Origin of the sequence: Corynebacterium glyciniphilum AJ 3170, assembly GCF_007673095.1 — a bacterium.
Taxonomy (GTDB): domain Bacteria; phylum Actinomycetota; class Actinomycetes; order Mycobacteriales; family Mycobacteriaceae; genus Corynebacterium.
The window spans coordinates 34,442-52,882 of record NZ_VDYZ01000004.1 but is presented as its reverse complement, the minus strand read 5'-3'; the positions used below and the strand labels follow the sequence as shown (position 1 = coordinate 52,882).

Below are 18,441 nucleotides of genomic sequence, written 5' to 3'. Positions count from 1 at the left end.
CCTACCTCCTCCGCCGCGTCCTGCGCCCCTGGGCCACCCAGCGGGAGGCGACCGGCCAGGCAAGCTTCTCGAGTTCGACGATAACCAGCACGCTGAACCCGATTGCCGCGCAGACCGCCCACTGTTCCCACGTCAGCGGCACCAGCCCGATCAGGTCAGCCGCCGACGGCCAGGCGGTCACACCCCATTGCATGACCAGTGCCACCAGAGCAGACACGAGGAGCAGCGGGTTGCCGACGGGGTTGATGGTGAACACGGAACGTCGCAACGCCCGGGCGCTGAACACCTGGAAGAAGTTGAACATCACCATGGTGATCAACGCCAGGGTGCGGCATTCCTCGACGGACAACCCCGCCTCATGGGCCAGCCTGTACACGATCAGTGTGCCGATCCCCATCCACAGACCGGTGATCACCGTTCGCAGCCACATTCGGGTGTCAAGCACACCTTCCTGGCGCGGCCGTGGTTTCTGTTCCAGTTCGTCTCCCTCCCCCTTCTCGAAAGACAGGGCGATGTCCTGGATGCCGTTGGTGACCACGTTCATGAACAGCAGCATCACCGGCAGGAAGATCAACGGGAGTTCCGTGAAGGTGTTCACGACGACCGCCACCATCAGGGCCAGACCGTTGGACAGCAGGAAGAAGGTGGCCTTGCGGATCGACGAGAACGTCACGCGCCCCAGCCTGACGGCATCGACGATGGTGACGAAGTTGTCGTCTGTGAGGACGACGTCAGCAGAGTCCCGGGCGACGTCGGTGCCGGACCTCCCCATCGCCACCCCGATGGATGCCGATTTCAATGCCGGCGCATCATTCACCCCGTCGCCGGTGACCGCCACCGTCTCGCCGTCGATCTTCAGGAGCTTGACGATACGCAGTTTGTCTTTCGGGCTCATCCTCGCCGCGACGGTGGTGGATTTCAGCCGTTCCTTCAGTTGGGCGTCGTCGAGACCGGCCATCTCCCGTCCGGTCAGTGGTTCACCACCACCGCGCAGTCCCAACCGGGACGCGATGGCCGATGCCGTCACGGGGTGGTCACCGGTGATCATCATGACCCTGATCCCGGCATCGCGGCACTGCGCCACCGACTCGCGTACCCCTTCCCGAGGAGGGTCCATCATGCCCTGGAGACCGGTGAACCGCAGTCCGGCAGGAGTCGTGAGGACGCCACAGACCGGTTCCTCCTCCACGGGTGCCGTAGCCGTGGCGATAACACGCAGACCGTCCCTGCCCATGTCCCGGTTCGCCTCCAGGATGCTCTCGACCTCCCCGGCATGGAGGTCGCAGAACGACACGACGACTTCCGGGGCACCTTTCACGTGCAGGACAAGCTGCCCGTCCTCTCGCCGGAGCGTCTGTGAATAGGCCAGGTCGGGTTCATAGGGCATGTCGGCGACGACGGTGGTGCCGCGTTCGTCGTCGTCCACGACGCCTGCGCGGAGGGCCGCCTCCGCCATCGCCACGTCAACGGCATCACCGATCAGCGCCCCGTCCTGCTGAGTGGCGTCGTTGGTCAGTGCACCCGTCCGCAGTGAGGCACGTTCGTCGTCGTCCAGACCGTCCGGGGTCCATACTTTCTCCACCGTCATCCGGTTGACGGTCAGAGTTCCGGTCTTGTCAGAACCGATGACGGTTGTCGAACCCAGTGTCTCCACGCTGGGCAACCGGCGGACGACGGCATTGCGCGCCGCCATCCGTGACACACCGACTCCCATCGCGACTGACAGCACCACCGGGAGCGCCTCTGGCATCGCCGAGACGATCAGCGCCACCGTCGTCCGGAACGCCTCGCCGAGGTCATTGCCGAGCACGACGTTCGCTCCGAACACCCCCAGGCCTGCGACGACGAGGACGATTCCGATGACACGTTCCAGACGGTCCGTGAGCACCTGCAGCGGTGTCTTCTCCGAACCGGTCTGGACCAGCTCGGCGATGGACCCCAGTTCCGTGTCGTAGGCCGTGGCGACGACGACACCGGTCGCCCGTCCGGAGACCACCAGGGTGCCCGAGTACGCCATGGTGGCCCGGTCGCCGACCGGGGCGTCAGGGTCCAACCCCACCGTCCCGTCCCGGGTCGTGCCGGTACCCACGTCCTTCGTTGTCGGCAGTGCTTCGCCGGTCAGCATCGATTCGTCGACCCGCAGGCCCCTGGACTCAACCAACCGCAGGTCGGCGGGGACCCTGTCACCGGACTCAAGCCGGACGGTGTCGCCGGGAACGAGCGCTGCCGCCTCCACCCTTCCGACCAGACCGTCCCTGATCACAGTCGCCTCCGGGGACGACAGCTTCGCCAGCGCGGCGACGTCCTTCTCCGCCTTGCGTGCCTGCCAGTAGCCGATAGTCGAGTTCAGCACGACGACCACGAAAATGGCGGCGGACTCGAACCATTCGCGTTGCAGCAGAGTCACCGTGCCGGCGATGAACAGGAACACCACCATCGGCGAGGTGAGTTGCCGCCCCAGAACCAGGTACCAGGGATCACCGGCAACCTGGTCGAGTTCGTTGCGGCCGAACCGCTGCAGTCGCTCATCCACTTCTGAGGTAGTCAACCCCAGGTCAGTATGCTCGTCGCCCACGCCCAACCGCGCACGGGTATCAGCGACATCAAGGGTGTGCCAGGGCCGGTCGGCCAGTTGGTCTCGCGTGGTTTCCGTCATCGGGGAACCGTCTCCTGCCAGGGGTGTCTGCCGTTCACGTCGGTGCACCCCCAGGGTAGCTACGGGCCGGACGCAGAAACTTCCTGTCGGCCCCGGTCAGGGGTGGCACTCCGCCGACCTGCGTACACCTCCCGGTCGATCTCGTTCTCGGACGCTGCGACCAGCATCGCCACGAAGGTGTCGCCGTTGACGTTGAGGAAGGTCCGCAGAATCCCGGTGAACCAGTCCACCGCGATCAACAGGCCGACCGCCTCGACAGGGAGGTCCAGGGAAGCCGCAAGGAACATGGCGACGACCGGGAACCCACCGGGAACGGTGATCGTCCCCATATTCAGCATGATCGACAGCGCCACACCCAGGACGATCTGTCCGAAGGTCAGCTCCACTCCCCCTGCCTGTGCGAGGAACAGGATCACGATCATGTAGTTGAGCACCGCCCCGTAGGACCCCATCGTCAGGCCGATGGAGAGGGTGAAGTTCGCGACCCTCGGGCTCACCCCGACCTTCTCCACGGTGTTGCGCAGCACGGTCGGGAACGTGACCGCGGAACTCGTGGTCGTCACCGCGACGACTGTCTGCTCAACCAGTTTGGGCGGCAGCCTCCACATGTTCAACCGGGTTCGCGCCCAGATGACGAGGACAAAGACCACCATGAGGATCAACACGCCTGTCAGGGTGGTCACAAGGTACTTCACCGCCGACGTGATCACCGCCACCCCCTGTTCACCGGTCAGGGACGCCAACAGGCAGAAGACCCCGACCGGGGCGATGTACATCACGTACTGGATCATGGCGAGCACGACCGCCTGAATGCCCTCGAAGATCCCGATCAACGTACGGTTCCCGGTCTGCGCCATGTAGCGGTTCAACGCGATTCCGAAGATCAGGGAGAACACGATGATCGGCAACATATCGGCATGTGCCATCGCCTCGACGACATTGGTGGACACAAAACCCAGCAGAGTGTCCTGCCACGTCCCCGCCTGTTGTGCCCCGTCTTCCAGCGACGGATCCAACTCGCCGGTGAAGACCATGCCGTCCCCGGGTCGGATCACACTGCCGAGACCCCATGCGAGAACAGCGGCAAGGAAGGAGAAGGCGAACATCCACCCGAATGTCCGTGCCGCAACCAGACCCGTCCCTTTCCCGGACATCGAGCCTGTCGCAACAATGACGGACGCCATGACCAGAGGAACGATCGACATCTGAATCAGCCGGATGAACATGTCGCCGATGAACTGCAGGTTTGCCGCCCAGTCGCCGACGATCAACCCGAAGATCATTCCTGCGACCGCTCCGACCCCGATCATCACGGCGGGGCTGCGCAGGAGCTTACGTGTTCTCATTCCCATCACCGAAACGTTATTCGGCACATGTTTCTCCACGATGCCACTGCGGTTAACGTTCACTAGGCTTAGAACATGAGTACCGCACAGACACTTCTGGGAGTTCTGAGGGTAATTCTGCTGTTCGGCGGGATTCCCATGGGCGCAGCAGCTCTTGTGCTGGGGTTCATGCACTTGTCGGAGCGGGACAACGCCGACGAACTTCGGCCGGACAGTGGAGCGCTGGGGAATGTCGGCGCCGCATTATGCGGTATCGCGGTCGGCATCTCACTGTGGCTGCTCTGGTTCAGCTGGGGTTCTCCCTCCGGCTACGCGACCTGGGCGATCGTCGGAGCGGTGATCACTGCCCTCATTGCCGTTGTCGGGATCGGCGCCACGAGCCGGTGGCGGCAGACAGGGCCGTTCGTCGTGGCACTCGGAGGACTGTTCGGGTTCTCCTCGGCTTTCGCCGTCGACGCCGGTTTCTACGACACCACGGGCCTGTGGGGTGTCGGGTATCTGATGATCGTCTTCATCGCCGGTTTCATCCTGGCAGTCGTCGCCACTGCCGTCGTGCTCGTCAGGAGCCGGTCCTCGCGGCACCGAAGGAGCACAGGGAACACAGGTAGCGCAGAGGGTGTGGAATCATGACCACCGTAGAGAAGCTCCTCAGCATAGGGCACGCGATGTTGCTGTTCGGCGGCCCCGTGCTGGTGCTCTGCGCACTCCTGATCGGCGCCGTCCACCTCGTGGAGAAGCAGAGGTCCTCCCCCGCTCCCGACCCGAGGGCACGCATGGGCAATCCACGTGCAGCGATCACTGGCATTGCTGCCGGTGTTGCCCTCTGGCTCGTCTGGTTCAGCTGGGGCCCGGGCGGGAACATCGACATCGTGATGGGTATCGGCGCCGTCGTCTCGGCGTTCGGTGTCCTCGTGTGGCTGAGCATCCGGACCAGGTGGAGGTGGACGGGGCCGTTCACCGTGGCACTAGGTGGGTTGGCCGGCTTCACGACTGCATTCGCAGTGGCCGATGGCTACACCGACATCACCGGACTGTGGGCGGTGGGCTACCTGATGACGACGATCGGCGGGGTGATCGTCCTGGCACTCATCGCCGGGGGAATCGTGGTGGTCAGGTCGGATGACTGGACGGACTGACCGGCGGTTCTCTCGACGAAGGGTTTCATGTCCGGGCCGTGTTTTAGGGTGGACCACATGGCCAGTGAGAACCCCTTCGATGACCGACTCCGCGTCCGCGCGACCGAGATCCTGCGTGAGTTGACGGGGCACCCGGACGCGACCTTCCGCGACGGCCAGTTCGATGCCATCGCCGCGCTCGTCAACGACCACCGGCGCGTGCTCGTCGTCCAGCGGACCGGGTGGGGGAAATCGGCGGTGTACTTCGTCGCCGCCCGCCTCATACGGGAGGGATACGGCGCCGAACGTGGCCCGACGTTGATCATCTCTCCCCTGCTGGCCCTGATGCGAGACCAGGTCGCCGCTGCCGGGCGTGCCGGAGTCCACGCTGCGACGATCAACTCATCGAATGCGACGGAGTGGGATTCCGTTCTCGACAGTCTCACGGCGGGAGACCTGGATGTGTTGCTGATCTCCCCGGAGCGTCTGACCAACCCGAAGTTCCGCACCAATGTCCTCGACGTCCTGCTCGACCCGTCCCGCGCCGGCGTGGGGATGATCGTGGTCGATGAAGCGCACTGTATTTCAGACTGGGGGCACGACTTCCGGCCGGACTACCGGCGGATCGGCGCGCTCCTCGACGGTCTCCCCGCGGATCTTCCGGTGTTGGCGACGACGGCGACGGCGAATACCCGGGTGGTCGCCGATGTCGCCGCACAGCTCGGTGACAACACCATGGTCGTCCGGGGTGCGCTCTCCAGGGACTCGCTCCGTCTGGGTGTGGCACCGACTGCCTCGGCCGAACACCGCATCGGGTGGCTCACCCAGCATCTCGGCGACTTCCAGGGCTCCGGCATCGTCTACGCCCTCACCGTATCCGCGGCTGAGGACACCACGCGTGCGTTGTCCGAGGCAGGCTGGAACGTGGCGTCCTACACCGGACGCACCGACGCCGAGGACAGGGCGCGTCTGGAGCAGTCTCTGAAGGACAATGACATCAAGGCGCTGGTCGCCACCAGCGCACTGGGGATGGGTTTCGACAAACCCGACCTCGGCTTTGTCGTCCATCTCGGCGCGCCGAGTTCCGCAGTGGCGTACTACCAGCAGGTGGGACGTGCCGGGCGTGCCACGGACAATGCGGACGTCCTGCTCCTCCCCGGCAATGAGGACGCGAATATCTGGGAGTACTTCGCCACTGCCTCGATGCCGGACGAAGATGAGGCCCAGGCGGTGCTGTCCACGTTGTCTGAGGCTGACGTCCCGCTGTCGGTACCGGCGTTGGAGCCCCTGGTCGGTGTGAAACGTTCCCGGCTGGAGTTGTTGCTGAAGACCCTCCAGGTCGACGGTGCCGTCGACCGCGTCCAGGGCGGCTTCGTCTCCACCGGTCTCCCCTGGTCCTATGATGCGGAGCGGTATGCAGCCGTGGCCGAGGCCCGCCGCAGGGAGGCCGACGCCATGCTGGAGTACGAGGCGGGCCACCGGTGCCGCATGCGCTTCCTGGCGGAGACGCTCGACGATCCACACGCGCATGACTGCGGTCGGTGTGATGTCTGTGCCGGCCAGTGGTGGGATTCCGGTGTCGACGACAGCAGCACCACCGGTGCCCGCCGGATCCTGTCCGGAATCGGCGTTCCCGTCGAACCACGTGGTCAATGGCCGTCTGGAATGGCCACGATCGGCGTCCCGCTGAAGGGGAGGATCCCGGTGGATGAACGCGTGTCCGCGGGACGCGCCGTCGCCCGGTTCACCGATCTCGGCCCCGGTCAGGTGCTGCGCAGCTTCCTGGCGGACAGTGCCGAGGATGCCCCCGTGCCGAAGAACATCGCCGACTGGTGCATCACCGTGCTCAAGGAATGGGAGTGGGAGGAGCGCCCGACGGTCGTTGTCGGCATGCCGGGCACGACACGTCCGGTAACCTGCGCTGACCTGGCCCGCGGCCTGGCGCAGATCGGCAGGATGACGGACGCCGGCCCGCTCTCCTACACCCGGGACCCGGGATCCCCGGACGTGAACAGTGCCTACCGCGTGCAGAACCTCTACGACGCATTCACTGTGGAGCCGGCGACAGCCGAGGCCGTCAACGGGCAGGTCGTGTTACTGGTGGATACAGAGATCGGTTCCCGCTGGGCGATGACCCTCGCCGGCCGGGAACTGCACAAGGCCGGTGCCCGTGCCGTCCTCCCCTTCGCTCTGGCGCTGCGGGGCTGAGCCTGGGGTCGCGCGTAGGCTGGTCCGCGGAAAAACCAGGGCGGCACACCACCTTCTGCCCTTCACCGTAAGAAAGGCCAGCCGATGCACGGAGAATACAAAGTTCCCGGGGGAAAACTGATCGTCGTTGATCTCGAGGTAACAGGGGCCGGCAGCACATCTGCGGGCCTGCTGTCCGGTGTCCGCATCGCCGGTGACTTCTTCCTGGAGCCCGATGAGACGCTCGGGCGGATGACCCGTTCACTGGAAGGTGCGCCCGCCGATCTCAGCGCCGCGGACGTCTCCGCCAGGATCTCCCAGGCCCTGAATCCTGATGATGTCCTTTTCGGCATCACCCCGGACGGAGTAGGCGTCGCAGTCCGTCGTGCGCTCGGCCACGCAGTGAGCTGGGACGACCTCGATCTTGAGGTGATCCACGGCCCGAGCGTCGACCCGATGGTCAACGTCGCCCTCGACGAAACACTCACCGAGGAGGTCGCCGCCGGCCGGCGGAAGCCGTTCATGCGGTTGTGGGAATGGAATGCGCCACAGGTGGTGATCGGATCGTTCCAGTCCTACTCCAATGAAATCAACCAGGACGGCGCCGACCGCCACGGAATCACCGTATCCCGCCGGGTCACCGGAGGCGGTGCCATGTTCATGGAGCCAGGCAACTGCGTGACCTATTCACTGGTTGTCCCGCAGTCCCTGGTGGACGGGTTGAGCTTCGCCCAGTCCTACCCGTTCCTCGACGAGTGGACGATGGAGGCGTTGGAGAAGGTCGGGATCAGGGCACGCTACGTACCTCTGAACGACATCGCCTCGGAACAGGGAAAGATCGGCGGAGCAGCGCAGAAGCGGTTCAGCAACGGATGGATGGTCCACCATGTCACCATGTCCTACGACATCGACGCCGAGAAGATGATGGAAGTTCTGCGTATCGGTAAGGAGAAGATGCGGGACAAGGGTCAGCGCTCCGCGGTCAAGCGTGTCGACCCGATGAGATCCCAGACGCAGATGCCCCGTTCGGAGATTCTGGACGTGTTCTTCGACCATTTCCGGCACAAGTACGCCGCATCGGAGGGGACGATCACCGAGGACGATCTTGCTGTCGCCCGGGCGAGGTGCGACGAGAAATTCTCCACCGAAGAGTGGACGTATCGACTGCCGTGACGGGATGATGAGCCGCTGCCGGCGCGTCGCCTGTCACCCATGCCAGACACCATGCCCATGAAAAGGCGGGGGACGGTTTCCATGACCGGAAACCGTCCCCCGCCTTCTCTGTGCCGAGCTGGTCGGCTCGGTGGAGTCAGCCTCTACCGGGCGCTGACCTGGCCGAAGCGTGAGGCGATCGGCGCGAGCACCAGCGGACGCGTCGCGAAGAGCACTCCCACGGTCACGATCACCGCACCGAGCATCCAGAAGAACCCGCCCCAGCCTTCGGCAGGGGTACCGGCGAACATGTGGTTCAGGTTCTTCGTCATACCGGTGGCGAACACCAGGAACACGTGGACGACGATGAACATCACGAAGAACAGCATCGTCGGGAAGTGGATCTTACGCGCCACCGGTGCCGGGTAGATCTTGTTCAGCTTCGTGGCGTTCTTCGGCCACCACTCGCTCATCCGCAGACCGGAGATGATCGCCAGCGGTGCGGCGATGAACACGACGACGAAGTACATGATCTGCTGCAGGCTGTTGTAGTTGACCCAGCCGTTCTCCTCCGGCCAGTTCAGTGAAGCGTACTGCAGCATGTTGGTGAGCATGTTGGGGAAGACGTCCCAGCTGGTGGGCACAATGCGGGCCCAGTGTCCGGAGATGAACAGCAGGACGATGAAGATCACGCCGTTGAGCATCCACAGCAGGTCCAGTGAGGTGTGCAGCCACAGGTGGATGCTGATCTTCTTGCCGCCCTTCTTGGGCTGCCAGACTGCCGGAGGCTTCTGCTGCTGGCGGACCCGCAGACCGGACTGGATGATCATCGCCATGAAGAAGAAGTTCAGGAAGTGGGTCCACCGTGCCCAGGCCGGGAAACCATCCTCCACGAACTCTGGCGGATCATATTCACCGTGGTAGGTCTCCATGAAGTTCTGCACGCCGGACAGGTCGTAGATCCACCGGGCGACGAAGATGACCACGGCCACTGCGACGGCGGCGATGACCAGACCGATGCCGGCTAGTTTGCCCCACTGTGCCAGGGACTTCTCGCCGATCATGATCGGCTCGCGCTTTTTCTTCGGCTTCTCCTTGGACGCCGAGCTTCCCGTCTTCGGGGTCGCCACGGTAGTAGCAGCTGCCGGGGCGCCCGGAGCGGCCGGCGCAGCGGCCCCCGGGGAGGCAGGGGCTCCCGGCGCACCCGGAGCCGAGGGAGCACCAGGGGCGCCCGGTGCTGCCGGTGCAGAAGGTGCACCCGGGGCGGCAGGAGCCGACGGAGCCACAGGAGCCGACGGGGCGCCAGGAGCTGAGGGAGCTCCCGGGGCCGCAGGAGCGCCCGGGGCGCTAGGCGCGCCAGGGGCCGCCGGTGCACTCGGGGCCGACGGGGCGGAGGGTGCAGACGGAGCGCTGGGGGCAGCAGAGGCCGCCGGCGCTGCAGGCGCACTCGGAGCACCCGGCGCACCGGGCGCACCGGGCGCACCTGGTGCGGAGAGTTTCATGGGAGCTCCCGGAGCGGCGGGCTCAGACGTCGGCTCCGCAGCGTCCCCCTCCGCCGGAGTGTCAGCAGGCGCTTCCGGGGTGGCCGGAGCCTCTGTCGCGGCCGGAGTCTCAGCCGACTCTGGTTCAGCGGGAGTGGCAGGGGCGGCAGGCGTCGCCGGAGCCGACGGCGCGGCCGGCGCACCCGGCGCCTGGGCGACAGGCGGCTCCAGCTTCATCGGCTGGGCCTGTGTGTCGTCGTTGGACATTGTGTAGTCTCCTACTGCTTTCGCTCGTCAATAGCGCTGGTGAGTTGTGGAACAGATGCGGACAGGTCATCCCTGCCGCCACCGTCGTCCGTCACGAGGATCATAGCGTCCGACGCCTCCGCGCCCACCACGACAGTTGGTGGGCCCGGGTGCCTTCGGCCGACGGATCGTCCGGGAATCATTGCCTCGACCGAGTCACGACCGAGGTTGAGGTGAGGGGTCGCGCAGAACCCACGGCTCCCCCGGGCACGGCGTCGCGCAAACGTACGACGCCCCCGTGGGGACAACGACACCGGGGAAACATGCCCGGCACCGACGGCGGAATTCATGTGACCTGGACCTCTTCTGAAACGATAACTACCTCACGAGACAGGATAGCGGACGTGTGCCCCATGTCACGAATGAACCGGGAATTCACTCCCCTTTCACTCGGCCCTCGTCGCTCCAACTCCCCGACCGTCATCAAATGTAGGTAGCCTGTCCTTACCATCTCACCACACGCGGAGGAGTGCACCCCAGATGCCCGACACCACCGAACACCACTGTTCATTCGACCACCTCATCCATATCGTGAACGATCTCGAGACCGCCATGGCAGCCTATGACGACCTTGGCCTCCCCACCCATGCCGCATTGTCGATGCCGGGATTCCGTAATGCCGCATGGGGGATCGATGACGCCCGCTACGTCGAACTCGCTGTGATCGACGACTGGGATGCAGCATCGCGATCGGTGTACGGCGACGCTCTCTCCGCAATGCGCCCGGCCATCGAGGCTTCGAGGACACCGGGACCGGTCAGCTTCGCCGTCCACGTTCCCGACGCACAGGCGATGGCGGCGTCACTGCGTGACGCCGGTTACCAGGTCAGCGTCTACGACATCCGGTTCGATGATCAGATCGACGGTCAGGACGCCGGCTTCACCGAAGTCTTCGTCACCGATGCGCCGGCCTGGTTCCCCTTCTTCATCAGTTACAGTCCACCGCGAGAGGTGATCGCCCGGATGCGCGCGGAGCATCGGGTCGCACAAGGTGGCGACGGTGAACCATCCAGCACGCACGGGCCGGACCTGGTGGCGCTCCTGGCCCACAGCAACACACCGTCGGATGACGCCCGACTCCTCGCCGACCTCCTCGGGTGCGAGCTCCGGGGGACGACGGTGGCACTGCCGGGAGCCCACGTCCATTTCGAGCAGACGCCGTCCCCGGACACCATCCCGGGGCTCTACGGATTCACTGTGCGGCGTGCGGGACTCACCGAGTCGCCTGCCATCGTCGCCGGAGCCACGGTCACCTCCGCTACCGGTCAGGGCTGATCACCCTCCGAGTTCACCTCGGAAGCGGTCGACGACCTCCCCGGCGCGTTCGCTGCGTTCCGGGTCTTTCGCCGCAGTCGCCACGATCAGTGCTTCCAGCACGGCGACGGTCGCGACGTAACTGGGACTGAAGTCAGGGTTGCCCCGTCCGATGGCCAACGCCACCGCACTCCGCGGATCTGAGGTCAACACCCCCTCGGTCAGCTGGACGACGGGAACACTGAGCTCCGTGGCGCGGACGAAAAGTACGTCCGCCTCCACGGATGTACCGTCGTAGGCCAACAGGAGGACGGCATCATCGTCGCGGAGGATCGCGATGTCATCGGCGAAACCCATTCCGGTTGTCCCCAGCGCCACGGCATTCAGGCCGGTGCGGACGCTGCGCGCCGCGGCGTACTCGGCGATATGACGCGACGGGCCGAAGCCGACCAGGACGATGCGGCTCGCCTGCGCCATGAGCTCCACCGCTTCGAGCAGGTCATCCTCATTCACCCGTTCCACAAGTGACTCAGCCCCACCGACGTGCTCACGAATGGTGCGCGAAACCGCGCCGTCCCGCAGTGACGCGCCCATCCGTCCCCCGCGGGACAAGTCGTCGGCGAGCCTCTCCCTGAGGTCGTCAAGTCCGCCGAAGCCGAGTTTCCGGACGGTACGCACCACCGTCGCATCGCTCACACCGACAGCGTCCGCGAGACGGAGTGCCGAATGGTGCCCCACGCTGTGAGGGTTGTTCGCCATGAAATCCGCCACCCGGGTCTCTGCCGGAGTCAGGCTCCTGCGGTGCGCCTCAATCCTCTCCACCAACTCCATGTCGTGAACACTACTAGGACGGCACCGCGCAGGGAGTTATGTTCACCTCATATGAGGTGAACCTCACTTCGTTCGTGCTAGCGTACGTGCTGTCCCGCACAGCACCCTACGGAACCTCGTCGACGTCACGACGGGCAGAACAGGAGATCGTTTCATGGCCCTGACCTCCCCCGCCCCCGCTGACGGAGAATCACTGCGCAGCCACGCCCTCGGAGTCCGGTGGCCGCTCCTGCTCCAGGCGCCGGAACGTCCACGCGTCGCGAACCCGGTCGTCGTCGACGATGATCCGACACCGTCGCAGTTCACCTGGCGGGTGATCCTCGGTGCGAAGAAATTCACTCTGCCCGGTGGCGGCCTGCTGATCCTCTCGAACATCGCGGCCGCGGCACTGCCGGTCATCGCGGGCGCCGCCGTGGACCGTGGTATCGCCGCCGGGAATCTGGGTCAACTGGTGCTCTGGACCGTCCTGCTGGCACTCGACGTCGGACTGATGTCCCTCACCTTCCGCTTCGGTTCACGTATGGGCTTCTTCGGCATGCAGACCGTGCAACACCGGCTACGCATGCAGGTCACCGAACGACTGCTGCACCCGGCGGGGATGAAGGACCGTCGACTCGGCGGCGCACTGCTGTCCGTGGCCACCGGCGACGTCTTCCGTCTGGCGGCGACGATGCAGTTGGGGCTCTATCCCGTCGGCGAAATCGCGGCCATACTCGCCTCTGCGGTGATCCTGCTGACCATCTCCTGGCCGCTCGGACTCGCCGTGTTGATCGGCGGGCCGCTGATGCTGTGGTTGATGACGTCGGCCGGCCGCCCGCTGCAGCGCCGGAGCCGGGAGCAACAGGCCCTCGCCGCGGGCGCGACAGGGCGGGCGACCGATCTGATCACCGGATACCGGGTGATCAAGGGGCTTCGTGCGGAAAACGAGGCCTCGTCACGGTACGTGGATGTCAGCAGACTGGCCATGGACGGCGCCCTGCGGGCCAGATCGTCCCGGGCACTGTTCCTCGTGTCGATGAACACCGTCACCGGGGTGTTCATCGCCGCGCTGACTGTCTGTGCCGCGTGGTTCGCGTTGACCGGTCGACTCAGCGTCGGAGAACTGGTGGCTGTCGTCGGGGTGACCCAGTTCCTCGTCAGCCCCCTGACGATGCTTCCGGCGAACGCAGGCGCCATCTGGGCCACGGGGGTCGCGTCGGCCGAACGCGTGCTGGATCTTCTACGCGCACCTGTCGAGCACGAGGACGCTTCCGGTCCGACGGTCCAGGCACTGTCATCCCCGGGCGTTCGGGTCATGCGCGACGGCGCCGACGTCCTGACCGTCACCCCCGGCGAGTTCGTGGGTGTGCGCGCCGGCGGGAAACCAGGACGCGACCTGGTCACACTCCTGTCGGACGGTCGTTCCTCCGGCAGCCCCGGGGAGGTTATCCTGACCATGCACGGTTCAGACGACATCGACGCCGCGTCACTGCCGATCGAGAACTATCGCGCGACCGTACTGACAGCACCGCACGCCGCGGACCTCTTCGACGGGACGGTCCGGGAGAATCTCGCACCGGGCCACCCCGACACCGGCGCATTCCTCCACCCGGCACTGCATGCCGCCGCCTGCGACGACATTGTCGAGTCGTTGCCGGACGGGATGGAGACCAGGGTGGGCGAGGGTGGTACGCGCCTGTCCGGCGGTCAGCGTCAACGTGTCGCCCTGGCCCGGGCACTGACCGCGGACCCACCGGTCCTCGTCCTCCACGACCCCACCACCGCCGTCGACGCGGTCACGGAGAATGCTGTGGCGTCCCGTCTCGGTGCCTTCCGCACCGGACGGACCACACTGGTGATCACGGAATCACCGACCATGCTGGCGAGCTGTGACCGGGTGGTGGAACTGTGACCGGCCCCGAACGTCTTCCCGTGGCGACAGGGCGTCGCTCCACCGTCGCTGTCTGGCAGGCCCTCGAGGGACGTCGTGCGCTGCTGATCCTCGCCGCCGTCATCTCCGCCGGCGCGGCAGCACTGGAGCTGGTGACCCCTGCCCTGCTCGGCACTATCGTCGACGACATCTCCGACGGTGGAGAGACCCGGCCGATATGGTTCTACGGAGGCTCGATCGCCGCAGCCGTCGTGGCAGCCTCCGCGCTGGGCGTCCTCGGGGTCCTGCTGGCGTCGCGTGTGCTGGAGCGGCTTCTGGCCACACTGCGTGAACGTCTGGTCACCACCGCCCTGCGCATGCCCCAGGAGAGGGTCGAACGGTCCGGTACCGGGGACCTGGTGTCCCGTGCCAGTGACGACGTCGCCCAGGTCTCTGAGGCGTTGTCCCAGGTCCTGCCGTCCCTGTCACGTACCGTGTTCACCATCCTCCTGACCCTGGGCGGTCTGTTCCTGCTGGACTGGCGTTTCGGGCTGACGTTTCTCGCTGCGGTCCCGTTGTACTGGTTGGCCCTGCGGTGGTACGTCAGGCTGGCACCGCCGCTGTACGCCGCCGAACGGGCCGCATTCGGTACGCGCGCCCACCACCTGCTGTCAGCGTTGAGGGGGCTGGACACAGTGCTGGCCTACCGGCTGTCCGGATGGCACTCCGTGCGCATCGCACTGTCGTCGTGGGCCGTCGCCACCTGGGCGCTGCGGGCACGTACGGTGCAGACGATGTTCGCCTGGCGCATCGACCTGGCTTTCGTCGCTGTGCTGAGCACCGTCCTGTTCGTCGGTTACGGGCTGGTGGGGGCAGATCTGGTCACTGTGGGGGCGGCCACGACCGCCGTACTGTACTTCCTGCGCCTCCAGGGACCGCTGCGGGGCCTGATGATCGAAATCGACACACTGCAGGCCGCCGCGGCCTCACTGGCCCGCATCATCGGGGTCACCGATCTCGGTTCCGGCCCGGACGTTCCGGATACCCCCGACGTAACGGAGAAACAGGAGGAGGCCGACAGCCGTTCCGGAGGCCGTGTCCGTGTCGACTCCGTACGGTTCGCCTATGAGGGCGCCGCCGACGTCCTCCACGGCGTCTCCCTGAGCATCCCCGCCGGGCAACGCGTCGCCGTGGTGGGTACCTCGGGAGCCGGGAAGACGACGCTGGCAGCACTCATCGCCGGGATCCACCGGCCGTCCACGGGCACCGTGGACGCGCCCACCGACACGATGCTGGTCAGCCAGGAGACCCACATCTTCTCCGGAACCCTGCGCGACAACCTCACTCTGGCAGCACCCGACGTCACCGACGAAGACCTGGTCACGGCATTGACCCGCGTCGGTGCCGCCGACCTCCTCGATGAACTCCCCCTCGGGCTGGATTCCCCGGTCGGAGCGCAGGGACACCCGCTCACCGCAGCGCAGGAACAGCACCTCGCCCTCACGCGGCTGCTCATCGCGGACCCCGATCTCGCGATCCTCGACGAAGCCACCGCCGAAGCGGGCTCAGCGCATGCCGCGGACCTCGACCACGCTGCCGAGGTCGTGCTTCAGGGGCGCACCGGTGTCGTCATCGCCCACCGCCTCTCCCAGGCCGCCGCCTGCGACCGGATCGTTCTCATGGAGCAGGGGCGCGTCATCGAGGACGGCACCCACGCCGAGCTCGTTGCCGACGACGGCCCCTACTCCCGTTTATGGGCGGCGTGGAACGCAAACAGGACGCCGCACACATGAGCCGGAACGGGCATACCATGGGGTCACACCTCATTGTGCACTCACACTCCTGAAAGGGTCGGTGTCATGTCCTCACCTACTTCACCGTCGGCGTCACAGTCGCCCTGGTCATCATCATCACGCTCGACACTGCGCCAGCGAGGCACGCAGTTCCTGCTCTGGCGGGGCATCGTCGGGGTGATCATGGGTCTGCTCCTGATCTTCTTCCCCTTCAGCTCCGCCATCGTGATGAGCCTGTTCGTGGGGGCCTGGATGATCGTCGACGGGCTTGTCGCTTCCGGTCAGGCCTTCGACCTCAAGAAGGCCGGAGCACCGTGGGGATGGGCACTGACCGAGGGCATCGTCGCCGTCGTCGCGGGTATCGCGATCCTGCTGATCCCCGGCATCTTCGCGATCATCAGCTCGTTCTTCATCATCGGCTTCCTTGCCATCGGCCTGGTGATCAGTGGCGTCACCCAGCTGAGCGTGCCCCAGTCGCTGAGGAGCGGCTGGACGGTGGCGGCCGGTGTGATCAACGTGGTCTTCGGTATCCTCCTCGGCGTCCTCGCGATCCTCAACCCGGTCGACAACGTGTGGACCCTTGCATGGGTCGCCGGTGTGTACGCCCTCATCCTGGGCATCTCAGCGATCGTCATTTCAGTCCGTATGCGCAGGTCAGGACAGCCGTCGGCGTAACACTCCGCCAGTGCCGTCACAGCAATCCCCATAGGAGTTGTGCGCTCTCCTTACGCAGGTCTACGATCGGTCGCCATGATCACCCGTCCTGGGGACACCAATGAGTGTTCTTATGCAGTACCCGGCCCTCACCTCGGTCGGCATCTCCGCGACACCGGCGGAAAGATGCTCCTGTGGCGAGGCGGGTTGAGCGTCGTCGTCGGCCTGGCGCTGCTCCTCTTCCCCATCGAGACCGCCACGGTCGTGGGGTTGGTCATCGGCCTGTGGCTGCTCGTCGACGGATTCAGCACGATCGGCCTCGCTGTCCAGCAGCGTTCCCACGCCGCCGCCTGGGGCTTCACGATGTTCTCCGGCATCGTCACAACACTGGCGGGGGTCGCCGTGCTCCTCTTCCCGGTCGCCTTCGCCGTGGTCGGTGCCATGGCCGTCCTGTGGATCATGGCCCTGGGCCTGGTCCTCACCGGCATCGCACGTACCGCCTCACGTGCCGGCGGCTGGAGCCTGGCGACCGGCCTGCTCAACATCGTCTTCGGTGTGCTGCTCGGAGGGGTCGCCCTCGCCGAACCGACCGGTGGTCTCGTCGCCCTGGCATGGATTCTCGGCGTGTACGGACTGCTGTTCGGAGCGCTGTCCATCGTCATCGGAATCCGGTTGCGCCGCACCCGCTAGACCCGGCGTACCGTCGTGGTCATGAGCACCAACGAACGGCACGTCCCCCTTTCCCTCATCGACTTCGCCACCGTCTACGACGGTGAAACCTCCCGGGACGCTTTCCTGCGTTCCGTCGAACAGGCCCAGCACGCCGAACGGCTCGGCTACTCCCGCATCTGGTACGCCGAGCACCACAACATGCCGCGCATCGCCTCCAGCGCTCCGGCGGTACTGATCTCCCATATCGCGGCGAAGACCGAGACGATCCGGTTGGGTTCCGGTGGCGTGATGCTGCCGAACCACTCGCCGTTGGTCATCGCCGAGCAGTACGGCACCCTCGCCGAACTGTACCCGGACCGTATCGACCTCGGCGTCGGGCGTGCGCCGGGCACCGACCAACGCACCGTCCTGGCACTGCGGCGCGACCCGCGGGCCGCCGAGTCCTTCCCGGACGACGTCCAGGAGCTCCAGGGCTACCTTGCCGGACGCTCACGTGTCCCCGGAGTCACCGCAACGCCGGGCACCGACACCCACGTACCGGTCTACATTCTGGGATCTTCACTGTTCGGCGCCCAGTTGGCGGCGAAACTCGGCCTGCCCTACTCATTCGCCTCCCACTTCGCTCCGGATGCACTGAAAGAGGCGGTGTCGGTGTACCGGCAGACCTATCAACCGTCGAAGGAGCACCCCGACCCGTATGTGATCGCCGCGGTGAACGTGACGGCCGCCGACACCGAGGCTGACGCTGCCACCCAGAACGAGAAGATACGGCGCGGACGTGTCGAGTCGATGGCCCTGCGTGGACGGAAGGTCTCCCAGGAAGACCTCGACCTGCTGATGTCGTCTCCCGCGGCTGAACAGATCCTCTCGATGTTGCGGTACTCCGCGGTCGGGACCGGCGAACAGGTCCGCGAATACCTCGAAGGTTTCACAGCCACAGCACAGGCGGATGAGCTCATGGTCGCGATCCAGTCGCCGTCGACGGAGCAGTCACTGCGGGGCATGGAGATCCTCGCCGACGCCTGGGGAATGTAGCCGGAGGTGGGGGATGTAGTGAATGTAGTGCGGGCAAGGCGGCAGAATACCTGCACTACAGCGGTCACTTTCACCTACGAGGACCCCCCTTGTTTCACCCCCGATACCGA

General features: G+C 65.7%; 15 protein-coding genes. 11 read left to right on the top strand and 4 right to left on the bottom strand.

The features are described from left to right. Position 1 precedes the first annotated feature (1 nt). Positions 2 to 2,656 carry a cation-translocating P-type ATPase gene (locus tag FS507_RS04930; protein ID WP_145941693.1) on the bottom strand — a complete coding sequence of 885 codons (2,655 nt, stop codon included), beginning with the start codon at positions 2,654 to 2,656 and terminating at the stop codon, positions 2 to 4. Positions 2,657 to 2,715: 59 nt separating this feature from the next. Further along, the gene (locus FS507_RS04925; RefSeq protein WP_145941692.1) at positions 2,716 to 4,002 is read right to left on the bottom strand and encodes a dicarboxylate/amino acid:cation symporter; all 1,287 of its coding nucleotides are present in this window, start codon (positions 4,000 to 4,002) and stop codon (positions 2,716 to 2,718) included. Positions 4,003 to 4,077: 75 nt separating this feature from the next. Here FS507_RS04925 and FS507_RS04920 point away from each other — a divergent pair, with 75 nt between their 5' ends. The 4 genes from FS507_RS04920 to FS507_RS04905 all read left to right on the top strand — a co-directional run bounded on the left by FS507_RS04920 (position 4,078) and on the right by FS507_RS04905 (position 8,477). Next, a complete protein-coding gene (locus tag FS507_RS04920) occupies positions 4,078 to 4,632 on the top strand; it encodes a hypothetical protein (RefSeq protein WP_186314558.1) in 555 nt (184 codons plus the stop codon). Further along, positions 4,629 to 5,138: a hypothetical protein gene (locus FS507_RS04915; protein ID WP_145941691.1), complete on the top strand. Its 510-nt coding sequence runs from the start codon at positions 4,629 to 4,631 to the stop codon at positions 5,136 to 5,138. Before FS507_RS04920 ends, FS507_RS04915 begins: the two co-directional genes overlap by 4 nt. 57 nt (positions 5,139 to 5,195) lie before the next feature. After that, positions 5,196 to 7,325, top strand: coding sequence for a RecQ family ATP-dependent DNA helicase (locus FS507_RS04910; protein WP_145941690.1), 2,130 nt, complete (start codon positions 5,196 to 5,198; stop codon positions 7,323 to 7,325). A gap of 84 nt (positions 7,326 to 7,409) precedes the next feature. After that, entirely contained in the window at positions 7,410 to 8,477 is a 1,068-nt protein-coding gene (locus tag FS507_RS04905) for a lipoate--protein ligase family protein (RefSeq protein WP_145941689.1), read from the top strand. 143 nt (positions 8,478 to 8,620) lie between these two features. Here FS507_RS04905 and FS507_RS04900 read toward each other — a convergent pair whose 3' ends face one another. Then, positions 8,621 to 9,520: a cytochrome b/b6 domain-containing protein gene (locus tag FS507_RS04900; protein WP_260853167.1), complete on the bottom strand. Its 900-nt coding sequence runs from the start codon at positions 9,518 to 9,520 to the stop codon at positions 8,621 to 8,623. Here FS507_RS04900 and FS507_RS18425 point away from each other — a divergent pair. Beyond that, positions 9,519 to 10,211 carry a hypothetical protein gene (locus tag FS507_RS18425; RefSeq protein ID WP_260853166.1) on the top strand — a complete coding sequence of 231 codons (693 nt, stop codon included), beginning with the start codon at positions 9,519 to 9,521 and terminating at the stop codon, positions 10,209 to 10,211. The two genes, FS507_RS04900 and FS507_RS18425, sit on opposite strands and share 2 nt — an antisense overlap. A gap of 512 nt (positions 10,212 to 10,723) precedes the next feature. After that, positions 10,724 to 11,518 (top strand): VOC family protein, encoded by a 795-nt coding sequence (locus FS507_RS04895; RefSeq protein ID WP_145941688.1) that lies wholly within the window; start codon positions 10,724 to 10,726, stop codon positions 11,516 to 11,518. Here the strand turns inward: FS507_RS04895 and FS507_RS04890 are convergent, their stop codons facing one another. After that, complete coding sequence (locus FS507_RS04890; RefSeq protein WP_145941687.1) at positions 11,519 to 12,328, bottom strand: MurR/RpiR family transcriptional regulator; 810 nt, start codon at positions 12,326 to 12,328, stop codon at positions 11,519 to 11,521. A gap of 154 nt (positions 12,329 to 12,482) precedes the next feature. On the opposite strand from FS507_RS04890, the gene FS507_RS04885 reads away from it, so the two are divergent. The 5 genes from FS507_RS04885 (at position 12,483) to FS507_RS04865 (ending at position 18,331) form a co-directional block, all read left to right on the top strand. Then, positions 12,483 to 14,219 (top strand): ABC transporter ATP-binding protein, encoded by a 1,737-nt coding sequence (locus tag FS507_RS04885; RefSeq protein WP_145941686.1) that lies wholly within the window; start codon positions 12,483 to 12,485, stop codon positions 14,217 to 14,219. Then, positions 14,216 to 15,970: an ABC transporter ATP-binding protein gene (locus FS507_RS04880; RefSeq protein WP_145941685.1), complete on the top strand. Its 1,755-nt coding sequence runs from the start codon at positions 14,216 to 14,218 to the stop codon at positions 15,968 to 15,970. The genes FS507_RS04885 and FS507_RS04880 overlap by 4 nt, the downstream gene beginning before the upstream one ends. Before the next feature lie 66 nt (positions 15,971 to 16,036). Next, complete coding sequence (locus FS507_RS04875) at positions 16,037 to 16,645, top strand: HdeD family acid-resistance protein (RefSeq protein ID WP_145941684.1); 609 nt, start codon at positions 16,037 to 16,039, stop codon at positions 16,643 to 16,645. Positions 16,646 to 16,720: 75 nt separating this feature from the next. Then, positions 16,721 to 17,314, top strand: coding sequence for an HdeD family acid-resistance protein (locus FS507_RS04870; protein WP_145941683.1), 594 nt, complete (start codon positions 16,721 to 16,723; stop codon positions 17,312 to 17,314). A 21-nt stretch (positions 17,315 to 17,335) separates the two neighbouring features. Beyond that, on the top strand, positions 17,336 to 18,331 hold the full coding sequence (locus tag FS507_RS04865) for an LLM class flavin-dependent oxidoreductase (RefSeq protein ID WP_145941682.1): 996 nt from the start codon (positions 17,336 to 17,338) through the stop codon (positions 18,329 to 18,331). The last annotated feature ends 110 nt before the right edge of the window (positions 18,332 to 18,441 follow it).

Coding starts and splice junctions, on each gene's coding strand:
- FS507_RS04930 (WP_145941693.1), bottom strand. CDS start 2,656: ATGACGGAAACCACGCGAGACCAACTGGCCGACCGGCCCTGGCACACC.
- FS507_RS04925 (WP_145941692.1), bottom strand. CDS start 4,002: ATGAGAACACGTAAGCTCCTGCGCAGCCCCGCCGTGATGATCGGGGTC.
- FS507_RS04920 (WP_186314558.1), top strand. CDS start 4,078: ATGAGTACCGCACAGACACTTCTGGGAGTTCTGAGGGTAATTCTGCTG.
- FS507_RS04915 (WP_145941691.1), top strand. CDS start 4,629: ATGACCACCGTAGAGAAGCTCCTCAGCATAGGGCACGCGATGTTGCTG.
- FS507_RS04910 (WP_145941690.1), top strand. CDS start 5,196: ATGGCCAGTGAGAACCCCTTCGATGACCGACTCCGCGTCCGCGCGACC.
- FS507_RS04905 (WP_145941689.1), top strand. CDS start 7,410: ATGCACGGAGAATACAAAGTTCCCGGGGGAAAACTGATCGTCGTTGAT.
- FS507_RS18425 (WP_260853166.1), top strand. CDS start 9,519: ATGATCGGCTCGCGCTTTTTCTTCGGCTTCTCCTTGGACGCCGAGCTT.
- FS507_RS04900 (WP_260853167.1), bottom strand. CDS start 9,520: ATGATCGGCGAGAAGTCCCTGGCACAGTGGGGCAAACTAGCCGGCATC.
- FS507_RS04895 (WP_145941688.1), top strand. CDS start 10,724: ATGCCCGACACCACCGAACACCACTGTTCATTCGACCACCTCATCCAT.
- FS507_RS04890 (WP_145941687.1), bottom strand. CDS start 12,328: ATGGAGTTGGTGGAGAGGATTGAGGCGCACCGCAGGAGCCTGACTCCG.
- FS507_RS04885 (WP_145941686.1), top strand. CDS start 12,483: ATGGCCCTGACCTCCCCCGCCCCCGCTGACGGAGAATCACTGCGCAGC.
- FS507_RS04875 (WP_145941684.1), top strand. CDS start 16,037: ATGTCCTCACCTACTTCACCGTCGGCGTCACAGTCGCCCTGGTCATCA.
- FS507_RS04870 (WP_145941683.1), top strand. CDS start 16,721: ATGATCACCCGTCCTGGGGACACCAATGAGTGTTCTTATGCAGTACCC.
- FS507_RS04865 (WP_145941682.1), top strand. CDS start 17,336: ATGAGCACCAACGAACGGCACGTCCCCCTTTCCCTCATCGACTTCGCC.